At 61.1% G+C, this 21,536-nt stretch carries 22 protein-coding genes; 5 read left to right on the top strand and 17 right to left on the bottom strand.

Going from position 1 to position 21,536, the window contains the following annotated elements; all coding sequences use genetic code 11:
• Window positions 1-170 precede the first annotated feature (170 nt).
• Window positions 171-806, top strand: coding sequence for a pyrimidine 5'-nucleotidase (locus ACUXV1_RS19105; RefSeq protein ID WP_446016145.1), 636 nt, complete (start codon window positions 171-173; stop codon window positions 804-806).
• Between the two features lie 50 nt (window positions 807-856).
• On the opposite strand, the gene ACUXV1_RS19100 is transcribed toward ACUXV1_RS19105, so the two are convergent.
• From ACUXV1_RS19100 to ACUXV1_RS19075, 6 genes are all read right to left on the bottom strand, one after another.
• Window positions 857-1,921, bottom strand: a complete 1,065-nt coding sequence (locus tag ACUXV1_RS19100; RefSeq protein WP_446016146.1) for an ABC transporter substrate-binding protein — start codon at window positions 1,919-1,921, stop codon at window positions 857-859.
• 214 nt (window positions 1,922-2,135) lie between these two features.
• On the bottom strand, window positions 2,136-2,930 hold the full coding sequence (locus ACUXV1_RS19095) for an ABC transporter permease (RefSeq protein ID WP_039755527.1): 795 nt from the start codon (window positions 2,928-2,930) through the stop codon (window positions 2,136-2,138).
• Entirely contained in the window at window positions 2,923-3,816 is an 894-nt protein-coding gene (locus tag ACUXV1_RS19090; protein ID WP_162835142.1) for an ABC transporter permease, read from the bottom strand. Before ACUXV1_RS19090 ends, ACUXV1_RS19095 begins: the two co-directional genes overlap by 8 nt.
• A 6-nt stretch (window positions 3,817-3,822) precedes the next feature.
• Entirely contained in the window at window positions 3,823-4,908 is a 1,086-nt protein-coding gene (locus ACUXV1_RS19085) for an ABC transporter ATP-binding protein (RefSeq protein WP_043636108.1), read from the bottom strand.
• 273 nt (window positions 4,909-5,181) lie between these two features.
• Entirely contained in the window at window positions 5,182-6,237 is a 1,056-nt protein-coding gene (locus ACUXV1_RS19080; RefSeq protein WP_081556576.1) for a PLP-dependent cysteine synthase family protein, read from the bottom strand.
• 102 nt (window positions 6,238-6,339) lie between these two features.
• Entirely contained in the window at window positions 6,340-6,957 is a 618-nt protein-coding gene (locus ACUXV1_RS19075; protein WP_043636113.1) for an OmpW/AlkL family protein, read from the bottom strand.
• Between the two features lie 150 nt (window positions 6,958-7,107).
• Here ACUXV1_RS19075 and ubiD point away from each other — a divergent pair, with 150 nt between their 5' ends.
• Entirely contained in the window at window positions 7,108-8,583 is a 1,476-nt protein-coding gene (gene ubiD / locus ACUXV1_RS19070) for a 4-hydroxy-3-polyprenylbenzoate decarboxylase (RefSeq protein ID WP_203390354.1), read from the top strand.
• Window positions 8,584-8,779: 196 nt separating this feature from the next.
• Here the strand turns inward: ubiD and ACUXV1_RS19065 are convergent, their stop codons facing one another.
• Window positions 8,780-9,100: a hypothetical protein gene (locus tag ACUXV1_RS19065; protein ID WP_446016147.1), complete on the bottom strand. Its 321-nt coding sequence runs from the start codon at window positions 9,098-9,100 to the stop codon at window positions 8,780-8,782.
• On the bottom strand, window positions 9,097-10,773 hold the full coding sequence (locus ACUXV1_RS19060; RefSeq protein ID WP_203390352.1) for a hypothetical protein: 1,677 nt from the start codon (window positions 10,771-10,773) through the stop codon (window positions 9,097-9,099). The genes ACUXV1_RS19065 and ACUXV1_RS19060 overlap by 4 nt, the downstream gene beginning before the upstream one ends.
• 171 nt (window positions 10,774-10,944) lie before the next feature.
• Between ACUXV1_RS19060 and ACUXV1_RS19055 the strand changes: the two genes are divergently transcribed.
• Window positions 10,945-11,301, top strand: coding sequence for a 50S ribosome-binding protein YggL (locus ACUXV1_RS19055; RefSeq protein WP_043636121.1), 357 nt, complete (start codon window positions 10,945-10,947; stop codon window positions 11,299-11,301).
• An 82-nt stretch (window positions 11,302-11,383) separates the two neighbouring features.
• On the opposite strand, the gene ACUXV1_RS19050 is transcribed toward ACUXV1_RS19055, so the two are convergent.
• The 5 genes from ACUXV1_RS19050 to ACUXV1_RS19030 all read right to left on the bottom strand — a co-directional run bounded on the left by ACUXV1_RS19050 (window position 11,384) and on the right by ACUXV1_RS19030 (window position 15,367).
• Window positions 11,384-11,983 carry a YdcF family protein gene (locus ACUXV1_RS19050; RefSeq protein WP_043636123.1) on the bottom strand — a complete coding sequence of 200 codons (600 nt, stop codon included), beginning with the start codon at window positions 11,981-11,983 and terminating at the stop codon, window positions 11,384-11,386.
• An 85-nt stretch (window positions 11,984-12,068) separates the two neighbouring features.
• Entirely contained in the window at window positions 12,069-12,308 is a 240-nt protein-coding gene (locus ACUXV1_RS19045; RefSeq protein ID WP_043636126.1) for a DUF2164 domain-containing protein, read from the bottom strand.
• A gap of 79 nt (window positions 12,309-12,387) precedes the next feature.
• Window positions 12,388-12,744, bottom strand: coding sequence for a hypothetical protein (locus ACUXV1_RS19040; protein WP_081556571.1), 357 nt, complete (start codon window positions 12,742-12,744; stop codon window positions 12,388-12,390).
• A 153-nt stretch (window positions 12,745-12,897) separates the two neighbouring features.
• Window positions 12,898-14,301 (bottom strand): aspartate ammonia-lyase, encoded by a 1,404-nt coding sequence (aspA, locus tag ACUXV1_RS19035; protein WP_081556570.1) that lies wholly within the window; start codon window positions 14,299-14,301, stop codon window positions 12,898-12,900.
• A gap of 157 nt (window positions 14,302-14,458) precedes the next feature.
• Window positions 14,459-15,367 (bottom strand): LysR substrate-binding domain-containing protein, encoded by a 909-nt coding sequence (locus tag ACUXV1_RS19030; protein WP_446016148.1) that lies wholly within the window; start codon window positions 15,365-15,367, stop codon window positions 14,459-14,461.
• A 132-nt stretch (window positions 15,368-15,499) separates the two neighbouring features.
• Here ACUXV1_RS19030 and ACUXV1_RS19025 point away from each other — a divergent pair, with 132 nt between their 5' ends.
• Together ACUXV1_RS19025 and ACUXV1_RS19020 are read left to right on the top strand one after the other, a co-directional pair.
• Window positions 15,500-16,651, top strand: coding sequence for a diguanylate cyclase (locus tag ACUXV1_RS19025; protein ID WP_446016149.1), 1,152 nt, complete (start codon window positions 15,500-15,502; stop codon window positions 16,649-16,651).
• A gap of 39 nt (window positions 16,652-16,690) precedes the next feature.
• Window positions 16,691-17,254 carry a hypothetical protein gene (locus ACUXV1_RS19020; protein WP_446016150.1) on the top strand — a complete coding sequence of 188 codons (564 nt, stop codon included), beginning with the start codon at window positions 16,691-16,693 and terminating at the stop codon, window positions 17,252-17,254.
• Window positions 17,255-17,264: 10 nt separating this feature from the next.
• Here ACUXV1_RS19020 and ACUXV1_RS19015 read toward each other — a convergent pair whose 3' ends face one another.
• The 4 genes from ACUXV1_RS19015 to ACUXV1_RS19000 are packed head-to-tail and all read right to left on the bottom strand — an operon-like array spanning window position 17,265 to window position 21,446.
• Window positions 17,265-19,160 (bottom strand): polysaccharide biosynthesis protein, encoded by a 1,896-nt coding sequence (locus ACUXV1_RS19015; protein ID WP_370551735.1) that lies wholly within the window; start codon window positions 19,158-19,160, stop codon window positions 17,265-17,267.
• Window positions 19,157-19,624 carry a GNAT family N-acetyltransferase gene (locus ACUXV1_RS19010; protein WP_081556567.1) on the bottom strand — a complete coding sequence of 156 codons (468 nt, stop codon included), beginning with the start codon at window positions 19,622-19,624 and terminating at the stop codon, window positions 19,157-19,159. Before ACUXV1_RS19010 ends, ACUXV1_RS19015 begins: the two co-directional genes overlap by 4 nt.
• On the bottom strand, window positions 19,621-20,286 hold the full coding sequence (locus tag ACUXV1_RS19005) for a sugar transferase (protein ID WP_446016151.1): 666 nt from the start codon (window positions 20,284-20,286) through the stop codon (window positions 19,621-19,623). The genes ACUXV1_RS19010 and ACUXV1_RS19005 overlap by 4 nt, the downstream gene beginning before the upstream one ends.
• Window positions 20,283-21,446, bottom strand: a complete 1,164-nt coding sequence (locus tag ACUXV1_RS19000) for a DegT/DnrJ/EryC1/StrS family aminotransferase (protein WP_446016152.1) — start codon at window positions 21,444-21,446, stop codon at window positions 20,283-20,285. Before ACUXV1_RS19000 ends, ACUXV1_RS19005 begins: the two co-directional genes overlap by 4 nt.
• Window positions 21,447-21,536 lie beyond the last annotated feature (90 nt).

The following is a 21,536-nucleotide window of genomic DNA, read 5'->3' as shown; positions in this document are numbered from 1 at the left end:
TGTGAAAGTTTTTTGACAACACCCACCCCATGTAAGCTATCTACATGATTTATATTGAATCACCCGCGCAAACAAATTTAAGCCTGGTCACCGGCACTGATAAGGACTGTCGCTTTCGGATTGAAAAAACGATAATTCCTCCCCTCGTCCGCCCTTCTAGAAGCACGATAATGCGCAACAAAACCTGGATTTTCGACCTGGACGACACGCTGCACCACGCCAGCGGCGGCATTTTCGCCCACATCAGCCATGCGATGTCCGCCTATATGATGAAACATCTGCATGTGGACGCCGTGGAAGCGCGCTTGTTGCGGGAGCGTTACTGGGCGCAGTACGGCGCCACCATGCACGGCCTGGTGACCCATCACAACATCGATCCGCACGACTTTCTATTGGAAACCCATAAATTGGAGGAACTGGAGCAGTGGCTGTTCGCCGAACACAATCTGGCGGAGTCGCTGCGCGCCCTGCCCGGTCGCAAGGTGATTTTCTCCAACGGGCCGCATCACTATGTGGAAGGCATCTTGCAGCGTTTGGCGATAGAACGGCATTTCCATTCCATTTACGGCGTCGAGCAACTGAACTATGTACCCAAGCCTCACGTGAGCGCCTTCCGTAAAGTGCTGGCCAGAGAGAAACTGGATCCGCGACACTGCATCATGGTGGAGGACTCGCTGCCCAATCTGCTGACGGCGAAGAAGCTGGGCATGAAAACAATCTGGGTCAGCAAGCAGGTTCGGCGACCAGCGCATGTGGATATCCGCATCTCCTCCATTGGAGAACTGGCGCGCCGACGCTGGGACTGAAATGAAAAAAGGCCGGTTTCCCGGCCTTTCCTATATAGAGAGTATCCCGCTTACTTCAACTTGATCTCGGACCACACCTTGTTCAGCTCGCGGCGGTCCTTGGCGTTCAGGTCTTTCAGCTGCTGCAGACGCGGCAGTTCGCTGGCGGTCGGGAAGATCGCATGCACCTTGGTCAGTTCCGGTTTGACGAACTTGCCAGCGGCGGCGTTGGGATTGCCCGACCCCATCTCGTTGGTCAGACCGGAAGCGTTCTTGCCGTCCAGCATGAAGTTGATGAACTTGTAGGCCAGGTCCTTGCGCGGCGCATCCTTCAATACCACGAAGTTGTCCAGCGACAGGGTGTTGCCTTCTTTCTGTAAACCAAAATTGACGCCAAACTTGCGGCCGGCCTTCTTGGCGTCCTGCTGTGCCTGGTACATATCGTTGGAATAGCCCAGCGCAACATAAATGTTGCCCACGGTCAGCTCCTTGATATAGCTCTGGTTGTTGAAAGCCGCCCAGTAAGGCTTGGCTTTCAGAATCACGTCGCGCGCGGCTTTCCAGTCCGCCGGGTTGGCGGAGTTGGCCGGCTTGCCCAGATACATCAAGGCGGCGGACACCAGTTCGCGCTGGGAATCCAGCACAGTGATCTTGCCCTTGAGCTTGGCCAATACGGCTGGATCGAAGATCAAGGCCCAGCTATTGGCCTTATCCAGCAAGCCCAGCTCTTTCAGCTTGGTTTCGTTGTAGCCCAGCAGCGTGGTGGTGAAGGCGTAGGGTACGGAATACTGGTTGCCCTTGTCGAAGAAGCTGTTCAGATAGCCTGCGTTCAGGTTCTTGAAATTGGGCAGCTGCTTTTTATCCAGCGGCTGAGCCTTACCCTGCTTGATCAGCGCTTCCACCGCGAAGCCGGTAGGCACCACGATGTCGTAGCCCTTGGCGCCGGCGGCCAGCTTGGCCAGCATTTCTTCGTTATCGCCGTAGAAGTCCTGCACCAGCTTGCACTTGCAGTAGGCTTCGAAGCTCTTGGCGGTGCTTTCCGACAGGTAGTTGTTCCAGTTGTAGAGGTGCAGTTCTTCCGCTGCGTACGCCTGAGCAGATACGGCCAGGGCAAGCGTCACGAGGACTTTTTTCATTGCGTTTTTCCTTCTATTCGCACAAGTGCGTTGCGACTACATGAAAAACCGGCCGGCTCCCTTGTGCCCGGCCGGGGCCCTACTACTTAGACCCGCCAACAAAACCCCTGATCCTGCGTTGCGCCTCCTGGTCGTACGACTTGTACTGCCTGCGTCGGCGCGCCTTGGCTCAGGTATGCTGCGCGGTTTTGTTTGCGGCTCTTAAAACAGGCTTTTAGCCATTGGCCCGCAATGCGCTGGGCGACACGCGCGAAGCAATGACGATCAGCACCAAGGTCAACAACATCAGCAAACTGGAAACCGCGTTCACCTCCGGCGTCACCGCGATCTTGATCATCGAGTAGATCTCCAACGGCAGCATGCTGGCGCCGGCGCCGGCGGTGAAGAAGGTGATCACGAAGTCGTCAATGGACAGGGTGAAAGCCATCAACGCGCCAGCAATGATGCCAGGCTTGATCACCGGCAGAGTGATCAGACGGAAGGCCTGGAACGGCGTCGCGCCCAGATCTCGCGCCGCTTCCACCAAGCTGTCGTCCATGCCTTGCATCCGCGCCCGCACCACGATGGCGACAAAGCCGATGCAGAAGGCCACATGGGACAGAAGGATGGTGATCATGCCCAGTTCCAGAATGCCGATGAGCTGATTGACGATGACGAAGAAGATCACCAGCGACACCCCCATCAGCAGTTCCGGGATAGCAATGGGCGTCAGCACCAGGAAGGGCAGCAGGCGCAGCTTGTAACGATGCATGGCGATACCGGCCAGCGTGCCCAGCACGGTGGAGCACGCGCTGGCGATGATGCCGATGATCAGCGAGTTGGCCGCCGCGCTCAGCATCTTCTCGTTGTGGAACAGCTTGTCGTACCACTTGAGAGTGAAACCCACCCATTCCGCGTTGAGCCTGGAGTCGTTGAACGAGTACAGCACCACGATGACCAGCGGCAGGTAGAGGAAGAGATAGGTCAGCAGCGCCGACGCCCACAACCAACGGGATTGTTTCTTAGCCACGTTTCTTGCCTCCTCTGCCCACCATCGCGCCCAAGGCCGCGATCAGCAGCACGCCGCCCGTCAACATAATGGACAGCACCGAGCCGAACGGCCAATCGCGAGTGTCCAGGATCTGCTGCTTGATCAGGTTGCCGATCATGATGGAATCGGTGCCGCCCAAGATGTCAGGGATGGCGAACATGCCTAGCGCGGGGATGAACACCAGCGCGGAGCCCGCGAACACACCCGGCAGCGACAGCGGCCATGTCACTCGCCAGAAGCGTTGCCAGGCGTTGGCGCCCAAATCCTGCGCCGCGTCCAACAAGGCCATGTCGTGCTTTTCCAGATTGGCGTACAACGGCAACACCATGAAGGGCAGGTGCACGTAGACCAGGCCGACGATGACGGCGAACGGGGTGAACAGCAGGCGCACCGGCTCGAAGCCCAGCGACGTCACCGCCACATTGAGCATCTTGGTGAACGCCGACTGCGGCCCCAGGATAATCATCCAGGCGTAGATGCGGATCAGGAAGTTGGACCAAAACGGCAAGATCACCAGCAACAGCATCAAGTCGCGGTATTTCTTGCCGGAACGGGCGATCAGCCAGGCCAGCGGGTAGGCCATCAGCAGGCAGACCACCGTGGTGATCCCCGCGTAGCCGGCGGATTTGATGAACAGCTCGATATAGAGCGGTTCATCCACTAGCCGGTAGAAGTTGTCCAGGGTCAGATCCCAGACCAGCTTGCCTTCCTCAAGGTAATACATCGGCGCGAGGCCGCCGTAATCGCCCGGATTGCGGAAAGCCGCCACCACCATGATTAGCGACGGCACCAGGAAAAACAGGATCAGGTAGACCAGCGGCGGCCACGACAGCGCCCACTTGCCGAATCGATCTCGAATCGCCATGCGAGTTTACTCCGTCAGGAAGCTGCCGGCGTCGAAGCGCCAGGCCAGTTCCACGATGTCGTTGTCGTCAAAGAATTTGGCGACGCCCGGGATGCTGTTGGGCAGCATCGCTTCCACCATCACGCCTTCGCCCACTTCCACCACGTAGAGCGTGACGTCGCCCAGGTACAGGCAGTCGTGGACGCGACCCTTGAAATAAGCCTCGTCGTTGTGAGCGGGCAGGCTTTTGTCCAGTTTGACCTTCTCCGGCCGCAACGCCAGCCAGCCGGTCTGCCCTTCGCGCACGTCCGGCACGGTCAGACAGCGCACTTCGCCGCAGCCTTTCAGGTCTACCAGCATCGTGTCGCCATCCACGCTCTTGACCTTGCCCTCCAGCACATTGCACTGGCCGAGGAAGTCCGCGACGAAGCGGTTCTTGGGCTTGCTGTAAATGGTTTCCGGCGCATCCAATTGCTCCACCTGACCATGGCTCATCACCGCGATGCGGTGGCTGAGCGCCAGCGCTTCGCCCTGGTCGTGGGTGACGTAAACGAAGGTGATGCCCACTTCTTTTTGCAGGTTGATCAGTTCCAGCTGCATTTCTTCGCGCAGCTTGGCGTCCAGCGCGGACAAGGGCTCGTCCAACAGCAGCAGCCGCGGGCGGTCCACCAGCGCTCGGGCGATGGCCACGCGCTGACGCTGGCCGCCGGACATCTCATGCGGGTAGCGGTCGCCGAACTGGGTCAGACGCACGTCTTCCAGCAACTCATCCACCTGGGCGGCGATCTTGTCTTTATCCCACTTGGCCATTTTGAGCGGGAAAGCGATGTTCTCGCGCACTGTCATATGCGGGAACAAGGCATAGCTTTGAAACACGGTGTGCACCGGACGTTTTTCCGGCTGCACCTGCGACATGTCTTGACCGTCCAACAGAATCTGGCCGGAATCCGGCTGCTCGAAACCGGCCAACATGCGCAGCAAGGTGGTCTTGCCGCAACCGGAGGGCCCGAGCAGGGTGAAGAACTCGCCAGCTTCTACCGACAAGCTGACATTGTTGACCGCCGTGTAGTCGCCGAAGCGCTTGACGACATTTTTGATTTCAAGGAGAGCCATTATCTTCCCCGCCCAAGAAAAAGGGCGCCAGTTTAACAAAAAAGATAAAGCTGAGGCCGTTGAAATCCCTTGAAAATTCAAGACCTCAGCGCATTTTTTCCATTGTGCGTGCCAAGCGTTCGAACCGGGGCGGTAAGTTGCTATTTTCTCAGCAGAAAACCACGCGCGGCCCGCTGATTTTCGATGCGGCGCAACATGGTTCCAATTCAAATAATTGATGCTTTTTGACAACAACGGTCGGCATCTCGCCGTCTACGAGCCGCCAAACGACGCTTACCACTGCCCTTCATTAAAGAAACGGCGATAGCGCTCCACCCAGCTCGAGATGTCAAAACCGTTGGCCTTCAGCCAGTCGTGGTCGTAGTAGCTGCCCAGGTAGCGGTTGCCGTCATCGCAGATCAGCGTGACGATGGAGCCGCTGCGGCCCTGACTGCGCATCTGCCCCACCAGTTCGCAAACGCCGTAAAAATTAGTGCCGGTGGAACCGCCGCAACGACGACCCAGCACTTCTTCCAGAAAGTGGATGGCGGCGTAGCTGGCAACATTGGGCACCCGGATCACACTGTCGATGACTGTTGGAATGAAAGAGGGTTCCACCCGAGGCCGACCAATGCCTTCCACCCCGGAGCCGCCCTCGCAGCGGCAATCCATGCTGCCGGTATGGAAACTGTCGTAGAACACCGAGTTTTCCGGATCCACCACGCAAACTTTGGTCGGCAACTTCTGGTAGCGCACGTAGCGGCCAAAAGTGGCCGAAGTGCCGCCGGTGCCGGCGCCGCAGACGATCCAGTCCGGCACCGGATTGGGTTCGTACGCCATTTGGGTGAAAATGGTGTCGGCGATATTATTGTTGCCGCGCCAGTCTGTGGCGCGCTCGGCATAGGTGAACTGGTCCATGTAATGACCATTCAGCTCCTGCGCCAGACGCTTGGATTCGTCGTAAATGGTGGCCGGATCGTCCACCAAGTGGCTGCGCCCGCCATAGAATTCGATGGCGCGAATTTTTTCCTGAGAGGTGCTCTTGGGCATCACCGCGATGAAGGGCAAGCCCAACAAGCGGGAAAAATAGGCCTCGGATACCGCAGTGCTACCGCTGGATGCCTCGATGATGGTGCTGCCTTCGCGTATCCAGCCATTGCACAAGCCGTACAGAAACAAGGAGCGCGCCAGCCTGTGCTTGAGGCTGCCCGTGGGGTGAGTAGATTCGTCCTTGAAATAGAGCTGTATCTCCGGCGCGCCGGGGATGGGCAACGGAATCAGATGCGTGTCGCTGGAGCGATTGAAATCGGCCTCGATCTTGCGCACTGCCTGGGCAACCCAATCAGTCATCTTGCTTCTCCAGTGTCGGAAAGTTCTCAATCGGCCATTCTAACGCGACAAGCAAGAAAAAACGCCCCGTAGGGCGTTTTGGGCTCGGATATGGTTTTACGATCAGAACTTGGTGCCGAAGCCGATGCCGAATACCCACGGGTTGATCTTCAGTTCGCCCAGTTTGGCGCCGCCCAGTTGATCGGCGGTCACGTCTGTCTTGATCCAGATTTTCTTAACGTCCAGGTTGACGAACCAGTTCTTGTTGATCGCGTAGTCGGCGCCAAGTTGCAGCGCCGGACCCCAGCTGTTTTTCTTCACGCTCAGGTCCGTCACGCCAGCCACTTTCAGGCCATCATTATAGAAGCGGGTATAGTTGATGCCGGCGCCCACATACGGACGGAAGGTGGCGTCCGGCGCGAAATGGTATTGCAGGGTCAGGGTCGGCGGCAGCACCGATACTTTGCCGACTGAACCGAAAGCGTTAGTGGTGATTTCGTGGCGAGTGGTGCCCAGAATCAGCTCGGCGCCGATATTGTTGGTGATCATGTAGGTGAAGTCGACTTCCGGCGCCCAAGAGTCTTTGGCATCGACATTCAAGCCCGCCACCGCGCCAGAGTTACTCCAACTGGCGTCCGGGTTAACATTGATCACGCGGAAGCGCGCCAGAATGTCGCCTTGGGCGGCAAAGGCGCTAGCGGAAACCAGGCCGATCATTGCGGCGAGAGCGAGCTTTTTCATATTGGGTTCTCCTGTCATGTTTGGTCGAATGCAGGCCTGGCGCTTGCCGCCATCGTTGACTTTGACTGCGGGCAGCAGTAGCGTTCGGCGTCCGGTGGCAGATTATCCAAGCACCTAATATCAAACTTTGCGCCAGATCATGAGATGGTCATGAAATATGCAGATTTACGGGAGTTTGTCTCCCAATTGGAACAACAAGGCCTGCTGAAACGAATTGCGGCCCCGGTCTCCCCGCACTTGGAGATGACCGAGATCGGCGACAGGGTACTGAAAGCCGGCGGCCCGGCGCTGCTGTTCGAACAGCCAGTCAAGGACGGCAAGCGTTTCGATTACCCGGTGCTGGCCAATTTGTTCGGCACGCCCGAACGGGTGGCGCTAGGCATGGGCGCCGCAGACGTAATGCAACTGCGCGAGATCGGCAAGACCCTGGCCTACCTCAAAGAGCCGGAGCCGCCCAAGGGGCTGAAAGACGCCTGGGACAAGCTGCCCTTGCTGAAGCAACTGCTGTCGATGGCGCCGAAGGAAGTCGGCAAAGCGCCATGCCAGCAAATCGTCTGGGAAGGCGAGGAGGTGGATCTGGAGCGCTTGCCGATCCAGCACTGCTGGCCCGGAGACGTGGCCCCGTTGATCACCTGGGGCCTGACCGTGACCCGCGGGCCCAACAAGAAACGCCAGAACCTGGGCATCTATCGTCAGCAGTTAATCGGCCGGAACCGCGTCATCATGCGCTGGCTGGCCCACCGTGGCGGCGCGCTGGATTACCGCGAGTTCCGCCAGCAATTCCCGGATCGTCCCTATCCGGTGGCGGTAGTGCTGGGTTGCGATCCGGCGACGATACTGGGCGCGGTGACGCCGGTGCCGGACACCCTCTCCGAATACCAGTTCGCCGGACTGCTGCGCGGCAGCCGCACCGAGTTGGTGAAATGCCTGGGTTCGGACCTGCAAGTGCCGGCGCGCGCCGAAATCGTGCTGGAAGGGCATATCCACCCGAACGACACCGCGATGGAGGGCCCTTACGGCGACCACACCGGCTATTACAACGAGCAGGACCGCTTCCCGGTGCTGACCGTGGACCGCGTCACCCTGCGCGAAAACGCGATCTATCACAGCACCTACACCGGCAAGCCGCCGGACGAGCCGGCGGTGCTGGGCGTGGCGCTGAACGAGGTGTTCGTGCCCATCCTGCAAAAGCAGTTTCCGGAGATCGTCGATTTCTACCTGCCGCCGGAAGGCTGCAGCTACCGGATGGCGGTGGTCAGCATCAAAAAGCAATACCCCGGCCACGCCAAGCGGGTGATGATGGGCTGCTGGAGTTTCCTGCGCCAGTTCATGTACACCAAGTTCATCGTGGTGGTGGACGACGACGTCAATACCCGGGACTGGAAGGAAGTGATCTGGGCGATCACCACCCGCATGGATCCGGTGCGCGACACCACCTTGATCGAGCACACGCCGATCGACTACCTGGACTTCGCCAGCCCGGTGTCCGGCCTGGGCGGCAAGATGGGCCTGGACGCCACCAACAAGATGCCTGGCGAAACCAGCCGCGAATGGGGCGTGCCCATCGTGATGGACGAGGCGGTCAAACAACGCGTTGACGGGATGTGGCGGGATTTGGGCATTTAACGCCAGCGACAAAAGAAACGGCCCCAAGATCCATTGGGGCCGTTTGTCTACTCAGAGCCTGTTCATGATCTCGCGAGGGAGGGCGAGACAAGGCGAAAACAGCTGAGAATGCAGAGTGTACACAGGGTACATGAGCATTTCGAAGACGTCCTCGCCGAGTCTGTCTCACGACGCGCAGTAGACCGTGAACAGATTTTCAGTGCTTGGGCTGCGTTTCTATCTGGCCCAGCACCACCGCCCTGCCTTGCAAGGGCGAATCCACCCAGCGCAGCACCCGGAAACGAACCGGCTCGCCGGCATGGCCTGCGAGTTCGTCGAGCTGAGATAGGCTGACCGCTCCCGGCTCACTTGAGCGCAGAATGACAAACTGCTTGCCGCCAGCCTGCTGAATCGCTAACTTGGCAAACGGTGCATTGCCCACGCTGACCAACCACCCGCTGTCCCAGGGGCGCTGGCCCATACCCATAATGGCTAGCGCACCCAGCAACAAGGCGGCTCGCGTCCAGGCTCCGCTCATGGCTTGATCAGCGACAAACGGGCATTGGCCGGCAACCACACGTTCAACCCACTGCCGGCCACGCTCATATCCAGGGCATAAGTCTCCGACGCGCTATTTTTGCTCCAACCTACCTCGTCCTGGGCAATATTCACCTGTGGCAAACGTATGGTCTTACCCGATGCCAACTGCAGCTGTGCGGCCGGGAAACCAAAACCCATGGGCCATGGCGAATTGCCTGCCAGGGCCAGACTGGAAGACAGCCGCTGCATCAGACTGCCGTAGTTGCCGCCTCCCACAGCCGCCAAACCGTCGTTCAATGCCCTCTCTCCGGTGTTCGGTCCAGTCACCCACGGCTTCATCACCCCCGCGCCGTACTGATGCAGCATCAACATGCCCGCAGCCAAGGCCTTGGGATAGCAGCTGAAACGGGACGACCAAGCCTTCATATCGCATGCCGGCTGAGACAGGAAACGGCTGAAGTCGCCGCCGCTGCGCAAGTCCGGATGCGCGTCGGAGCTATCGCCGCGACCGCCGCCATAAGTATCGGCGGACACCAGGTAACCCATGGTCTGAGCGGCCAGCTCATCTTCCCAGGTGCTGGAAACAGGGGTGCCCAGGCTGCGCCGATACAGCTTGTTGTAAGAGTAGAGAATATGCTGATACTCATGCGCCAGCGTGGATAACGCCAGGCTCGCGCCGGCCGACTGCGCGGTCCAGGCGCTGGCATTGGCGTCCTTTGCCACCAGCGTGTCTACATTGATGAAAGTCACCAAGGCTTCATTGCTGTTGGCGATGGCGCTGCAGTCCTCACCCGGCTGCTGGCATACCGCGCTTTGCGCCATCGACTTCAGCATCGCGTTGGCAGGGAACACATAGCCGAGCAAGCCCTTGAACGCACTGGCGGGCTGGTTGAGCTGAGCCAACACTAGGTGTACATCCTTGCTTGCGCTGTCGATCACGCCATTACGCCAATCGGCATGCACGGGGCCCCACGGCTCGCTGATAACCGCTGACTCGATGGGATGCACGCTGTTGGCAAAACGCTCGGCCAGGAAATTGGCCTGCTCGGAAGAGACGGGAGCCACGCCATCCTGTGCCCAGACATAGACCATGCCGCCGTTGGGCAAGGCCTGGCTGGCCTTCAGCCTGCTGGACAGCTGCGACTGGGAAATGGTATCGAACCACTGCCGCGTGTCATCCAGTGCGTAAGCTCGCGCCGCAGCGATTCGCGCCTGAACTCGCGCGTGGGCGGGAACCTGCTTGGCCAGCCCGGCCCAAAATTTCGTTTTGCCGTAAAACGCATCGAGTTCCTGCTGCAACTTGCGTTCGGATTCGGAATCGGTCGCCTTGGCCCCCGCAATCCTCGGGCTATAGGCGGCATCGGCGCTGACTTGGGTAATGACCCCCTTCCAGTGGACGGTCATCGGACCGGACAAAGTCAACATCTGCGACCGCGTCGATGCATTGTGGTATTGATAAACCGAGCCGCTCAATGATGCTCCAGCCGAGGCCGGCAGCGCGCACGTGCTGCCGTTGCAACTGATGTCGGCGACCTCCTGTGATGGGGTCACTTGCTGGTTGGACTTGGGCTGTGGCGCATCTCCGCCACCACCACCTCCTCCACCGCCGCAGGCTGACAACAATGCGGATATCACGGAAATTAATATAATTTTTTTAGATGAATGGCTCATTTCAATAACATCTCTTCATTTCAACGAAAACAAGCCAATATAATATTACACAAGCATTGTATAGCCATTTGGCAATTGTACCAGCTAGAAATTCAGCTAAGTTCGGGGTTGCGCTATCGAATTCAGCACAGCCCTTGTATCATCTGCGCGTATTCATGAAAGGAAGTTTCAATGTCCCTGCGCAACCCCAATTCCCCGCATCGCCTGAGCCGCCTGAAAACCCGTCAACGCAAGAAAATGCGCGTTGGCGAATTCCGCGAGCTGGGCTTCCATCTGATCGCCATGCTGCACGACGGCGCGGATTCCGAGGCCTTGCTGGACGCCTGGCTGGTCCAGGTGGACGACGCCGGCATCAGCTTTGGCGGCCATTTCGACGGCGCGGGCAAGCTGGAAGGCGTGGCCTTCCCGGTGGGCGAGGTCAAGATCAGCGACGCATTGCGCCAGCAACTGCTGTCCTGGCTGCAAGCACGCGCCGAAGTGAAATCGGTTGAAGGCGGCGAGTTGATCGATCTGTGGCACAACCACTGATCTTTCCCCGTCCAATGTAAAAAAACCGGCTTCTAGCCGGTTTTTTTATGTCGAGTCCAATGGACTGGCCATCCCGATAAAGTCAGGACAGCTTGCGGAACACTCTATAGCCGATATAGAGCCAGGTTTCCCTCGCCAGAAAGCGGGACCAACTGGACAGCGTCCGGTAGCGGCTGGATTGCGTGGGCGCGGGATAGGCGGTCAGGCCGATATCGGTGGCCATCAGCACCGAGCGGCGCATATGCAGCGGATCGCTGACCAAAAGGAAGGAACGGATGCCGAACTGGCTGCTCAACTCACGCGCGTTTTCCAGGTTTTGCCATGTGGTGCGCGACTGGTTTTCCACCAACATCGCCGTCATCGGCACTCCCTGCTTGGCGGCGAAGTCGCGGCCCACATCGGCTTCCGATGGATAACCCGGCTCCGGCGTGCCGCCGGTAAACACGATCCAGCGCACCTTGCCGGATTTATACAGTTTAACCGCGTGGTTGATGCGCTCGCGGAACACCGGCGACGGGCGCTTGCCCCAGGCCGCCGCCCCCAACACCAGCGCCGCGTCGGCTTGCGGTTCGTTTGCGCTGTCGCCGAAATCGACGATGCTCCAGGCTATGTAGCTAAAGCCCAGCACCACTAGCAAAATCGCCAGCACAAAGCCTTTCAACATCAAACGCAAGTAGAGCATGGGTACCGCAAGTGAAGGAGTGAAGGGTGGAACGCCGATTGTACTCGCAAACCGGAGGCAAGCGGCAAGGCCGCACGCGCGGCGTCTACTTCTCTAATTCCCAAATCGCCGCCTGCAAGGACTCCATCCGCGCGGAGAGCGCCAGTTGCGCGTCGTCCAACGCCTTGTTGTAAATGTCTCTGCCGATTTTGTCCGCAACGAAGTCCAGCAGAAATTGCGCGTCGAACTGCCCCAGCTCGATGCCGAACTGATCTTGCGCATACTGTTGCAATTGAGGAGCCAGCGCTTGCAGCTGAGCGGGGGTCAACATCGAATGATTGGCCATGGCGTGCCGCCCTGTGCGATTGAAAGCCGCGATTATGGCGGCTATTCGCCGATGCTGGAAGCGGTTTCCCCGCCCACGGCTAAGCGGACAGCATCCGCCCCCATTTCAGCAGGCCCTCCCGCCACTGCCGATGAGCGTTCAATTGCCAGACAAGTAGTTGGTCCCCGGCGTCGCAGCGCCAAAGGGGATAGGCCCGCATTTCGCCAAGCAAGGCCTCTGCGGCATGGCTGTCGTCAAAACACAGCGCCAGCCAATCCGCCCCCGCGCGCGTCAGTACGCGGCGCAGCTTATCCGGCCACGGCGCTCTGCCGCGCCACACCGCGGCGCCGTGAAAACAGCCTGAGCGCAGCCATTGCCGCCGAATGCGCCACTGTTCGGCGCTCAGCGCGTACAGGCCGCGCGGAAACTCCAAGCTCCACCATAGCGCAGCTTGCATATTTCGCCCTTTCGATTGTGCGGTGCACAATTTTTTATACCCGCATTCCGCTCCCGCCGCAAGCGCCGCCGGCGCCGATAAAAAAACAGGCCGCGAAAGGCGGCCTGATCAAGTTGAAACGCTCACAACGATAAGTCATACAAGGGAAATCAATTACACGGTCACCCAGCGCGGCCGGGTCAGCTCTTCCGGCTTCAGCAGCAAATCCAGCTGCTCGCGGCTCAGCAGGCCTTGTTCCAGCACAATGTCTGCCACGCTGCCGCCAGTGGCGTGCGCCTGGGCCGCCACATTGGTGGCCGCGGCGTAGCCGATGATGGGGTTGAGCGCGGTCACCAGACCAATGGAGTTTTCCACGCTGGCGTGCAGGCGTTCGCGATTCGCGGTAATGCCTTTGACGCAGTTATCGGTCAGCGTGGCGCAGGCGGCGGCCAGATGGCCCATGCTGCGGAACAGACTGTAGGCGATCACCGGCTCGAAAGCGTTGAGTTGCAACTGCCCGGCTTCCGCCGCCATGGTGATGGTGACATCGTTGCCTATCACCTCGTAGGCCACTTGGCTCACCACTTCCGGAATCACAGGATTCACCTTGCCCGGCATGATGGACGAACCGGCCTGCCGCGCCGGCAGGTTGATCTCGCCGAAGCCGGCGCGCGGGCCGGACGACAGCAGACGCAAGTCGTTGCAGGTCTTGGACAGTTTGACCGCGATGCGCTTGAGCACGCCGGACAGCTGCACAAAGGCGCCGCAGTCCTGAGTGGCTTCGATCAGATTAGGCGCGGTCAGCAAGGTGTGGCCGCTCAGTTCGGACAAATGCAGGCAAGCCAGACGCGCGTAATCCGGGTGCGCGGTAATGCCGGTGCCGATGGCGGTGGCGCCCAGATTGATCTCCAGCATCAGCGCGCTGGCTTCCATTAAGCGCTGCTCGTCCTCTTGCAGCATCACCGCGTAGGTCATGAACTCCTGGCCCAGCGTCATCGGCACCGCGTCCTGCAGTTGGGTGCGCCCCATCTTCAGGTAGTCCTTGAACTCGTCGGCCTTGACGGCGAAGGCCTCGCGCAACGCCGCCATCCGGGTCAGCAGCTTGTTGGCGCCCCAGAACGCCGCCAGCCGCAAGGCGGTCGGGTAAACATCGTTGGTGCTCTGACACAGGTTTACATGCTCGTTAGGATGCAGATGCTGATACTCGCCCTTGGCGTGCCCCATCAGTTCCAAGGCGCGGTTGGCGATCACCTCATTGGCGTTCATATTGGTTGAGGTGCCTGCCCCGCCCTGGATCGCATCCACCACGAACTGCTCATGCCAGCGGCCGGCGCGGATTTCCTCGCAAGCGGCGATGATGGCCTGGGCGATGGGCGCCGGCAGCAGCCCCAGATCGCGGTTGGCCTGGGCAGCGGCCTGCTTGATGCAGGCCAAGGCGCGGATCAGGTCGCCGTAGCCGGCGATGGTCTGGCCGGTGATGGGAAAGTTTTCGACTGCGCGCAAGGTGTGCACGCCCCAGTAGACATCGGCGGGCACTTCACGATCGCCTAACAGATCATGTTCTATGCGAGTCGTCATGGATGCTTCTCCTGATACTGATGGCGCCACGCGCTCGCGTGGCTTGAAGCTGCGCACTTTATGCCATGCCGCGACGGCTGGCCAATTCGAAATGCCGATGGGGTCATGCAGGAAACGCATAACCTTGCCGGCGCCCGAACCGGCCCGCCCCCCCTCCTCAACAAGCCTGGTATTGGCGCGTCAGGTAATGCCAAAACGCCTGCAAAGCCGGGCGCTGACGCTTCTGATCCACGTAAAGGCGAATTTCCATCTCCACCTGCCAGGACTCGTCGCCGGCGGCCGCCAACAAACCCTCCTGTGTCTCCCTGCGCGCAGAGCTTTCCGGCAAGAAAGCCAAGCCATGCCCTTCCAGCACCATGTGCTTGAGGCCTTCCGCCATATCGGTTTCATAGCGCAGCGCCAGCTTGGCCGGCTGTGGAGCGGACTCCAGGATCAGATCGCTCATCAGCCGGAAATAGGCATTGCTGGCATAGCCGAGAAAGGGCAACGGCTGCTGCGCGCTGCCGGGCAGCGGATAGCGCGGCCGGCCGGCGTCTGCGATCGAGAACGGCCTCAGCCGCTCAACGCCCAGCTTTAGTCCCAGATAGCGGGCGTCGGTCAACTCCACCGGCTGCTTGGGGTGGTGGTAGCACATCAATAGGTCGCTGCCGCCCTCCACGAAAGCCAGCAGCGCGTCGTGCACATTGCTGGCCTGCAGCCTACAGGGCAAGGCGCCGTAACCGCTCTGCGCCTGAGACAGCCATTTGGGGAAGAAGGAGAAGGACAGCGTGTGCGGCACCGCGAACTCCAGCGTGCCGTCAGCCAGGGGCTGCAAACCGCGCAATAGGGCGCGGCTGGTGTTGAGCTGGGACAGCATGGCCACCGCCTGCTCGCGAAACAGCGCTCCGGCCTCGGTCAAACGCGTAGGATAAGTGGTGCGGTCGATCAGGTCGGCTCCAAGCCAGCTCTCCAGCGACTTGATCCGCCGCGAGAACGCCGGTTGGGTCAGATGGCGCAGTTCCGCCGCGCGGGTAAAGCTGCCGGTTTCCGCCAGCACCAGGAAGTCTTCAAGCCACCGGGTTTCCATCGCGCTGTTCCGCTAGGTTGATCAGGAGTTGCGATAGTAGCGCAAACGCAGCGCAAGCCGGCGACTTTGACCTGCTGCAAACCCAAAGTCATAAACCGGGGTAGAATAACGCAACTATCTGGCACCATCCGCATGCATATTACTCACTTCATCTGGCAAAAGCTGCTGGGCCTGGCGCCCGGCGAGATCCAGAGCGGCGACACGCTCTGGCTGCTGAGCCCTCGCCAGCACATGCCCTTGCTGACCCAGCGACGCGCGCTGATGCTGGTCAACCGCTGCCGGCTGTTCGCCATCCTGTTCTCCGCGCTCACCCCGGCTTGGGCGGTGATCGACTTGCTGACCTTGCCCTATCCACTATCGCTGCAGCTGGCGGCGCTGCGCTTGCTGGTCTCCGCCGCCTTCGTCGCACTGGCGGTTTGGCAGCCGATGGACGGTCGCCTGCCTGCGGCCTATCGCGGCATCTCGCTCTTGTTCGCCATCCCCACCCTGTTTTACATCGCCTCTCACTTGATGCTGCGCCGTTATCATCTGGAGGGCTTGTCCGCCGCCATCGGCGCCGGCTACGCCTTCCTCCCCTTCGTGCTGCTGGCCGGGCTGGCGATCTTTCCGCTGACGCTGCTGGAGAGCCTGGCTTTCGCCAGCCCGGCCTTGCTCGGCTTCGTGCTGACCAGCCTGCTGGATCTGAACGGCGACAACCTGCCCGGCTTCGGCGGCGAATTCTGGCTGCTGTCTCTGCTGGCCGGCGTCTCCGCCATCGCCAGCGTCAGCCAATTGGCCTTCATCATCGTGCTGGTCAACCAGGCGATACGCGACCCGCTGACCGGAGTCTTCTCGCGCCGCAGCGGCGAGGAGATGCTGGGCTTGCTGGAATTGCAGGCTCAACGCAGCCGACAGCCGCTGAGCCTGGCCTTTATCGATCTGGATCACTTCAAGGCGATCAACGACCACTACGGCCACTTGGCCGGCGATCAGGTCTTGCGCCATTTCGCCGAGCTGATGGAAGGAAGGCTGCGACGCAGCGACGTGCTGGTGCGTTGGGGCGGCGAGGAGTTCGTGCTGCTGATGCCAGGCGCACAGCTGGTCCACGCCGCCCAGGTCATCGCCCGGCTGCGCGCTCAGGGCCTGGGCGAGCGGCCTGAAGGCCTGCCGCTGAGCGCCAGCATCGGCGTGGCGGAGCTGTTTCAGGATGACTGCGCCGACTGGCGCACGCTGGTGGATCTGGCTGATACCCGCATGTATCGGGCGAAGCAAGCCGGCCGCAACCAGGTCGTAATCTCCGACTGACGCTTTACCCGTCGGGCGAGTTTGCTTATCGTTGACGGCATGACCGTTCTCACCGCCTCGTCCCGTCCCCGCCCTCGCGGCGTCGCCGCCGCGCTGCTGCTCAGCCTGTTGGCCCATGGCGCGCTGCTGTGGCTGGCCAAGCCCGGCGGCCGCCCGAACGCCGATGCGGCCCCGCCGCTGCGAATACAACTGAATCCGCCAGCTCCAGCCATTGTTCCGCCCCCGGCGCGCGCCGTCGCGGCCGAGTCCCCTTCCCGAAAACCTGCTGTGGCGCCGAGGCATCCGCCGGCCGCGGCGCGGATACACGCTCCCGTCCCCGGCGAGGGTCGCAATCAAAGCAGGCTCGAGCGAAACCAACGCGAAGCTTCGGCCCCGAGCCCGGGCTTGACCTTGGGAGGCCTGCGCCAGCAAGTGCGCGAACAAGCCGCCGCCGCGCCGGAAAAAATCAGCCCACTGCAGGCCGACCCCGCCAAAACGAAATTGGCCCGCTCTATTGAGCGGGCCGAAAAACCGGACTGCAAGACCCGTTACTCCTCATTTGGCCTGCTGGCGATCCCCATCTTGGCAGTGCAAAGCGCGCGCGAGGACGGCTGCAAGTGGTAGGCCGCTAGCCTCACGAAGCCGCGTTCGCCAGCGTCACCCAGTCCTGAGTGGCCTTGGCGGCGTGGAACTCGCGTACCGCTTTTTGCAGCAAGGCAAACGCCGCGGGCGCGTCAAGACGCCGGCAAGCCTCGTCCATGCTCGCCAGCACATCCCGCATTTCCGCTTCCGGCAGGCAGTATTCCTGAGCGCGCATGATGCGCTCGTGATCCGTGGCCAGCACGTTGTCGCCGATCAACAGCTCCTCGTACAGCTTCTCCCCCGGCCTCAGGCCGGTGATGCGGATCTCGATGTCGCCGCCGGGCCGGCTCGCGTCCTTCAACTCCAGGCCGGACAGATGGACCATGCGCCGCGCCAAGTCGATGATGCGCACCGGCTGACCCATATCCAGCACAAACACGTCGCCGCCGTCGCCCATAGCGCCGGCCTGTATCACCAGCTGCGCCGCCTCCGGAATCGTCATGAAATAACGGGTGATGTCGGCGTGGGTCAGCGTGATTGGTCCGCCTGCCTTGATCTGGGCGCGGAACAAGGGCACCACCGAGCCGGAGCTGCCCAGCACATTGCCGAAACGCACCATCACGAAGCGGGTGGCGCTGCCGCGCGCGTGCCGGGTCTGCAGCGTCAACTCCGCCATGCGCTTGGTGGCGCCCATCACATTGGTGGGCCGCACCGCCTTGTCGGTGGAAATCAGCACAAAGGTGTCCACGCCGCAATCCTCGGCCGCGCGCGCGGTGGTGTCGGTGCCAAACACATTGTTGACGATGCCGGCTACGGGATTGTGCTCCACCATGGGCACATGCTTGTAGGCGGCGGCGTGATAAACGGTATCCACCTTGAAAGCGCGCATCACCTGCACCAGCCGCTGGTAATCGGTAACCGAGCCCAGGACCGGCGTGCGCGCCGGCGAACCCGCGGCGCGATCCAATTCCTGATCGATGGCGTACAGCGCGTATTCGGACTGCTCGAACAAAATGATGCGCGACGGCTGGTTCTTGGCGATCTGGCGCACCAGTTCGGAGCCGATGGAGCCGCCGGCGCCGGTGACCATCACCACCTTGCCTCGGATATTGCGCGCCAACAGATCAGGCTTGGGCGGCACCGGATCGCGACCCAACAGGTCTTCGATCTCGACCTCTTTCAACTCCTCCACCTTCGCCTCGCCGGACACCAGGTCCGCCATGCCCGGCAAACGCTTGATCGGCACTCGCAGCAGTTCCAGGGTCTCCAGTATCTCCCGCTGACGGCTGCGGCTGACCGAAGGCATCGCCAACAAAATGCTCTTGGCCTCCAGGTCTTTGACCAGCTGCGGCAGATCACGCGGCGGATGCACCGCCACGCCGCGGAAAGTGCGGCGATGCAGCTCGGGATTGTCGTCGACAAAGGCCATCGGCCGATATTCGCGGCCGGCTTGCAAGGCCAACATCAACTGCACGCCGGCACGACCGGCGCCGTAGATGATCACGTGCTCGCGCGGCGCATCCACCGCGTCGATGCGACGCACCAGGCCGCGCAGCAGAAAACGGCTGCCGCCGATATAGGCCATGGCGAACACCCAGAAGATGATCACCGAGGTGCGCGGCATCGCCCAGATATGGGCCATCTGCAGCACCGCCTGCAACACCAGCACCGACAAGGTCACCCCGGAGAACACGGTCAGGATGATTTTGTCGTCCAGGTACTTGAGCACCGCGCGGTACAGGCCCAGCTTGATGAAGATGGGAATCGCCCATAGCGGCGGCACGATGAAAATCCACAAATGCGGATTGAGCTTGGGGTCCCAATAACCGCCCAGGCGGAGGAAAACCGCGCTCCACAGCGCCAGCGGCAACAGCAGCGCGTCCATCAGCGCCAGCATCGCCATCTTGTTATGGCGGGAGAAGGCGAGCAGTTTTTCAAACATGGTCATTCTTTCGCGTCCGGCGGCCGTTGATACAGCGCATCCGGGCAACATTCCTCATTATCTTGGCCATCGCTCAGGCTCAGCAGCGCGAAGCCATGCGTCTCGTAGAAACGGCGCGCTCCCAGATTGGCCTGGAACACGAACAGCCGGCAGGCAGGCGCCGGGGGCGACAACAACCGTTGCAGCAGCATTCCGCCGACGCCCACGCCGCGATGTCCGGCGCGGACATATAACTGGTCCAGCCATAGCACATCGTCTTGCAGCGACGCGGCGGCGAAGCCGGCGATATCGCCGTTCCGTTCCGCCAACCATGCTCCGCCGGACGGCAAGAGCGTGCCGGCGAACCAGGCTCTCACCTCCGCCTCGGCATGCGCCAGCGGCGCGTAGTTCATCTCGCGGCGGCAGGCCAGATAGATATCCGTTAGAGCGACGGCATCGGCGGGTCCGGCCACGCGGATGGAAACCGTCATCGGCTGACGATCTTCATCAGCGTGGCGACGATGATGCGGATATCTTCAAATAAGCTGTGGCTTTCGGCGTAGCGCACGTAATACGCCAGTTTTTCCGGCAATACCTGCTCAATGTAGGCGCGCTCCGGATCCTCGGCTCGGCCCAGGATTTCGTTCTCGTCTATCATCTTGATCGACGCCCAGTCGGTAATACCGGGGCGCACCGACAACACGATGTCGCGGACTTCGTCCGGATAGTGGGCGACGTACTTGGGCACCTCGGGCCGCGGGCCGACCAAGCTCATATCGCCGAACAGCACGTCGATCAACTGCGGCAGTTCATCCAGCTTGGTCTTGCGCAACAAGCGGCCGGCGCCGGTGACGCGCGCGTCCGCGCCGATGGTCAGTTGGCCGTGTCGCTCGGTGTCCACCTGCATGGTGCGGAATTTGTGGATACGGAACAATGTGCCGTTCCGCCCCACACGTACCTGGCGGAAAAACACCGGCCCCGGCGAATCCAGCTTCACCCACAGCGCCACCGCGAGCAGCGGCAGCGTCAGCACGGCCAGGCCCAGACCCGCCGCGACGATGTCGAAACCTCGCTTCAGCAGCCGCGAACCGTGGCGGCGCGGACGGCAGCACGGCGGCAGCAAGCCGCCGCGGTCTGAACCACGCTCGCTCATGCGCTCAGAATCTCGCGCACCGCGGCGATGACCCGGGTCTGGTCATCATCCGTCATCCGGGTGTACAGCGGCAAAGTCACTTCGGTCTCGAAGGCGGCGTCGGCCACCGGGAACTGCTCGCGCGTCAGCTGATAGCCATCGCGCCACACCGGCTGGCGATGCAAGGGAATGAAGTGCACCGAGCAACCGATGCCCTTTTCCGCCATCCGAGCGATGAAATCATCGCGGCTGACGCCGGCTTCCGGCTTGATGCGCACCGGGTACAGATGCCAGGCGTGGTTGCTGCCCGCGTCCTTCGGCCGCGCCGGCAGGATCAGCGGCAGATCGGCCAGCTCGCGGTCGAAGCGCTGGGCCATCCCCTCGCGCAACTCCTGGAAGCGGTGGATCTTCTTCAACTGGTGAATGCCCATTGCCGCGGCGGTGTCCGGCATATTGTATTTGAAGCCGGGCGCCACCACTTCGTAAAACCAGGCCGGGGTCTTGGACACATAGCGGTCGAAGGCGTCGCGGCTGATGCCGTGCAGACGCATCACCTTGCAACGCGCGATCAAGTCCTTGTTCTTGGACACCACCATGCCGCCTTCGCCGGTGGTCATGGTCTTGTTGGCGTAGAAGCTGAACACGGTGACGTCGGAGTCCAAGGTGCCCACCAGCTTGCCCTTGTAATAAGTAGGCAGCGCATGGGCGGCGTCTTCAACAACCTTCAACCCATGCTCGCGAGCAATGGCGATGATCTCGTCCATCTCGCAGGCTAGCCCGGCGAAGTGCACCGGCATGATCGCCTTGGTCTTGGCGGTGATCGCGGCGCGGATCGCATCCGGGCTGATGTTGAAGGTGGCCGCGTCCACGTCCACGCATACCGGATGCGCGCCCAGGTAGCGCACCACTTCGGCGGTGGCGGTAAAGGTGTAGCTGGGCACGATGACCTCGTCGCCAGGGCCGATGCCGATCGCTTCCAGCGCCAGATGCAGGCCGGCGGTGGCCGAGTTGACGGCGATCGCCTCGACGCCGTCGCCGATGAATTGCGCGAAGTCGGACTCGAACTGCTTGGTCTTGGGGCCGGTGGTAACCCAACCGGAACGCAGCGCGTCGACCACTTCGTTGATCTCTTCCTCGCCGATGTCCGGCAAGGCGAACGGCAGGAATTTTTGTTCGCTCATTTCTCAGTCTTTCGTCTTTGAGCAGCCGCTCTCGGCCACCATCCATGTCCATTGCCGCACGCCCCGCGCACGGCCTGCAAAATCATTCGT

The organism is Chromobacterium sp. W521 (genome assembly GCF_052805975.1).
This window is presented reverse-complemented; position numbering and strand designations above follow the sequence as displayed.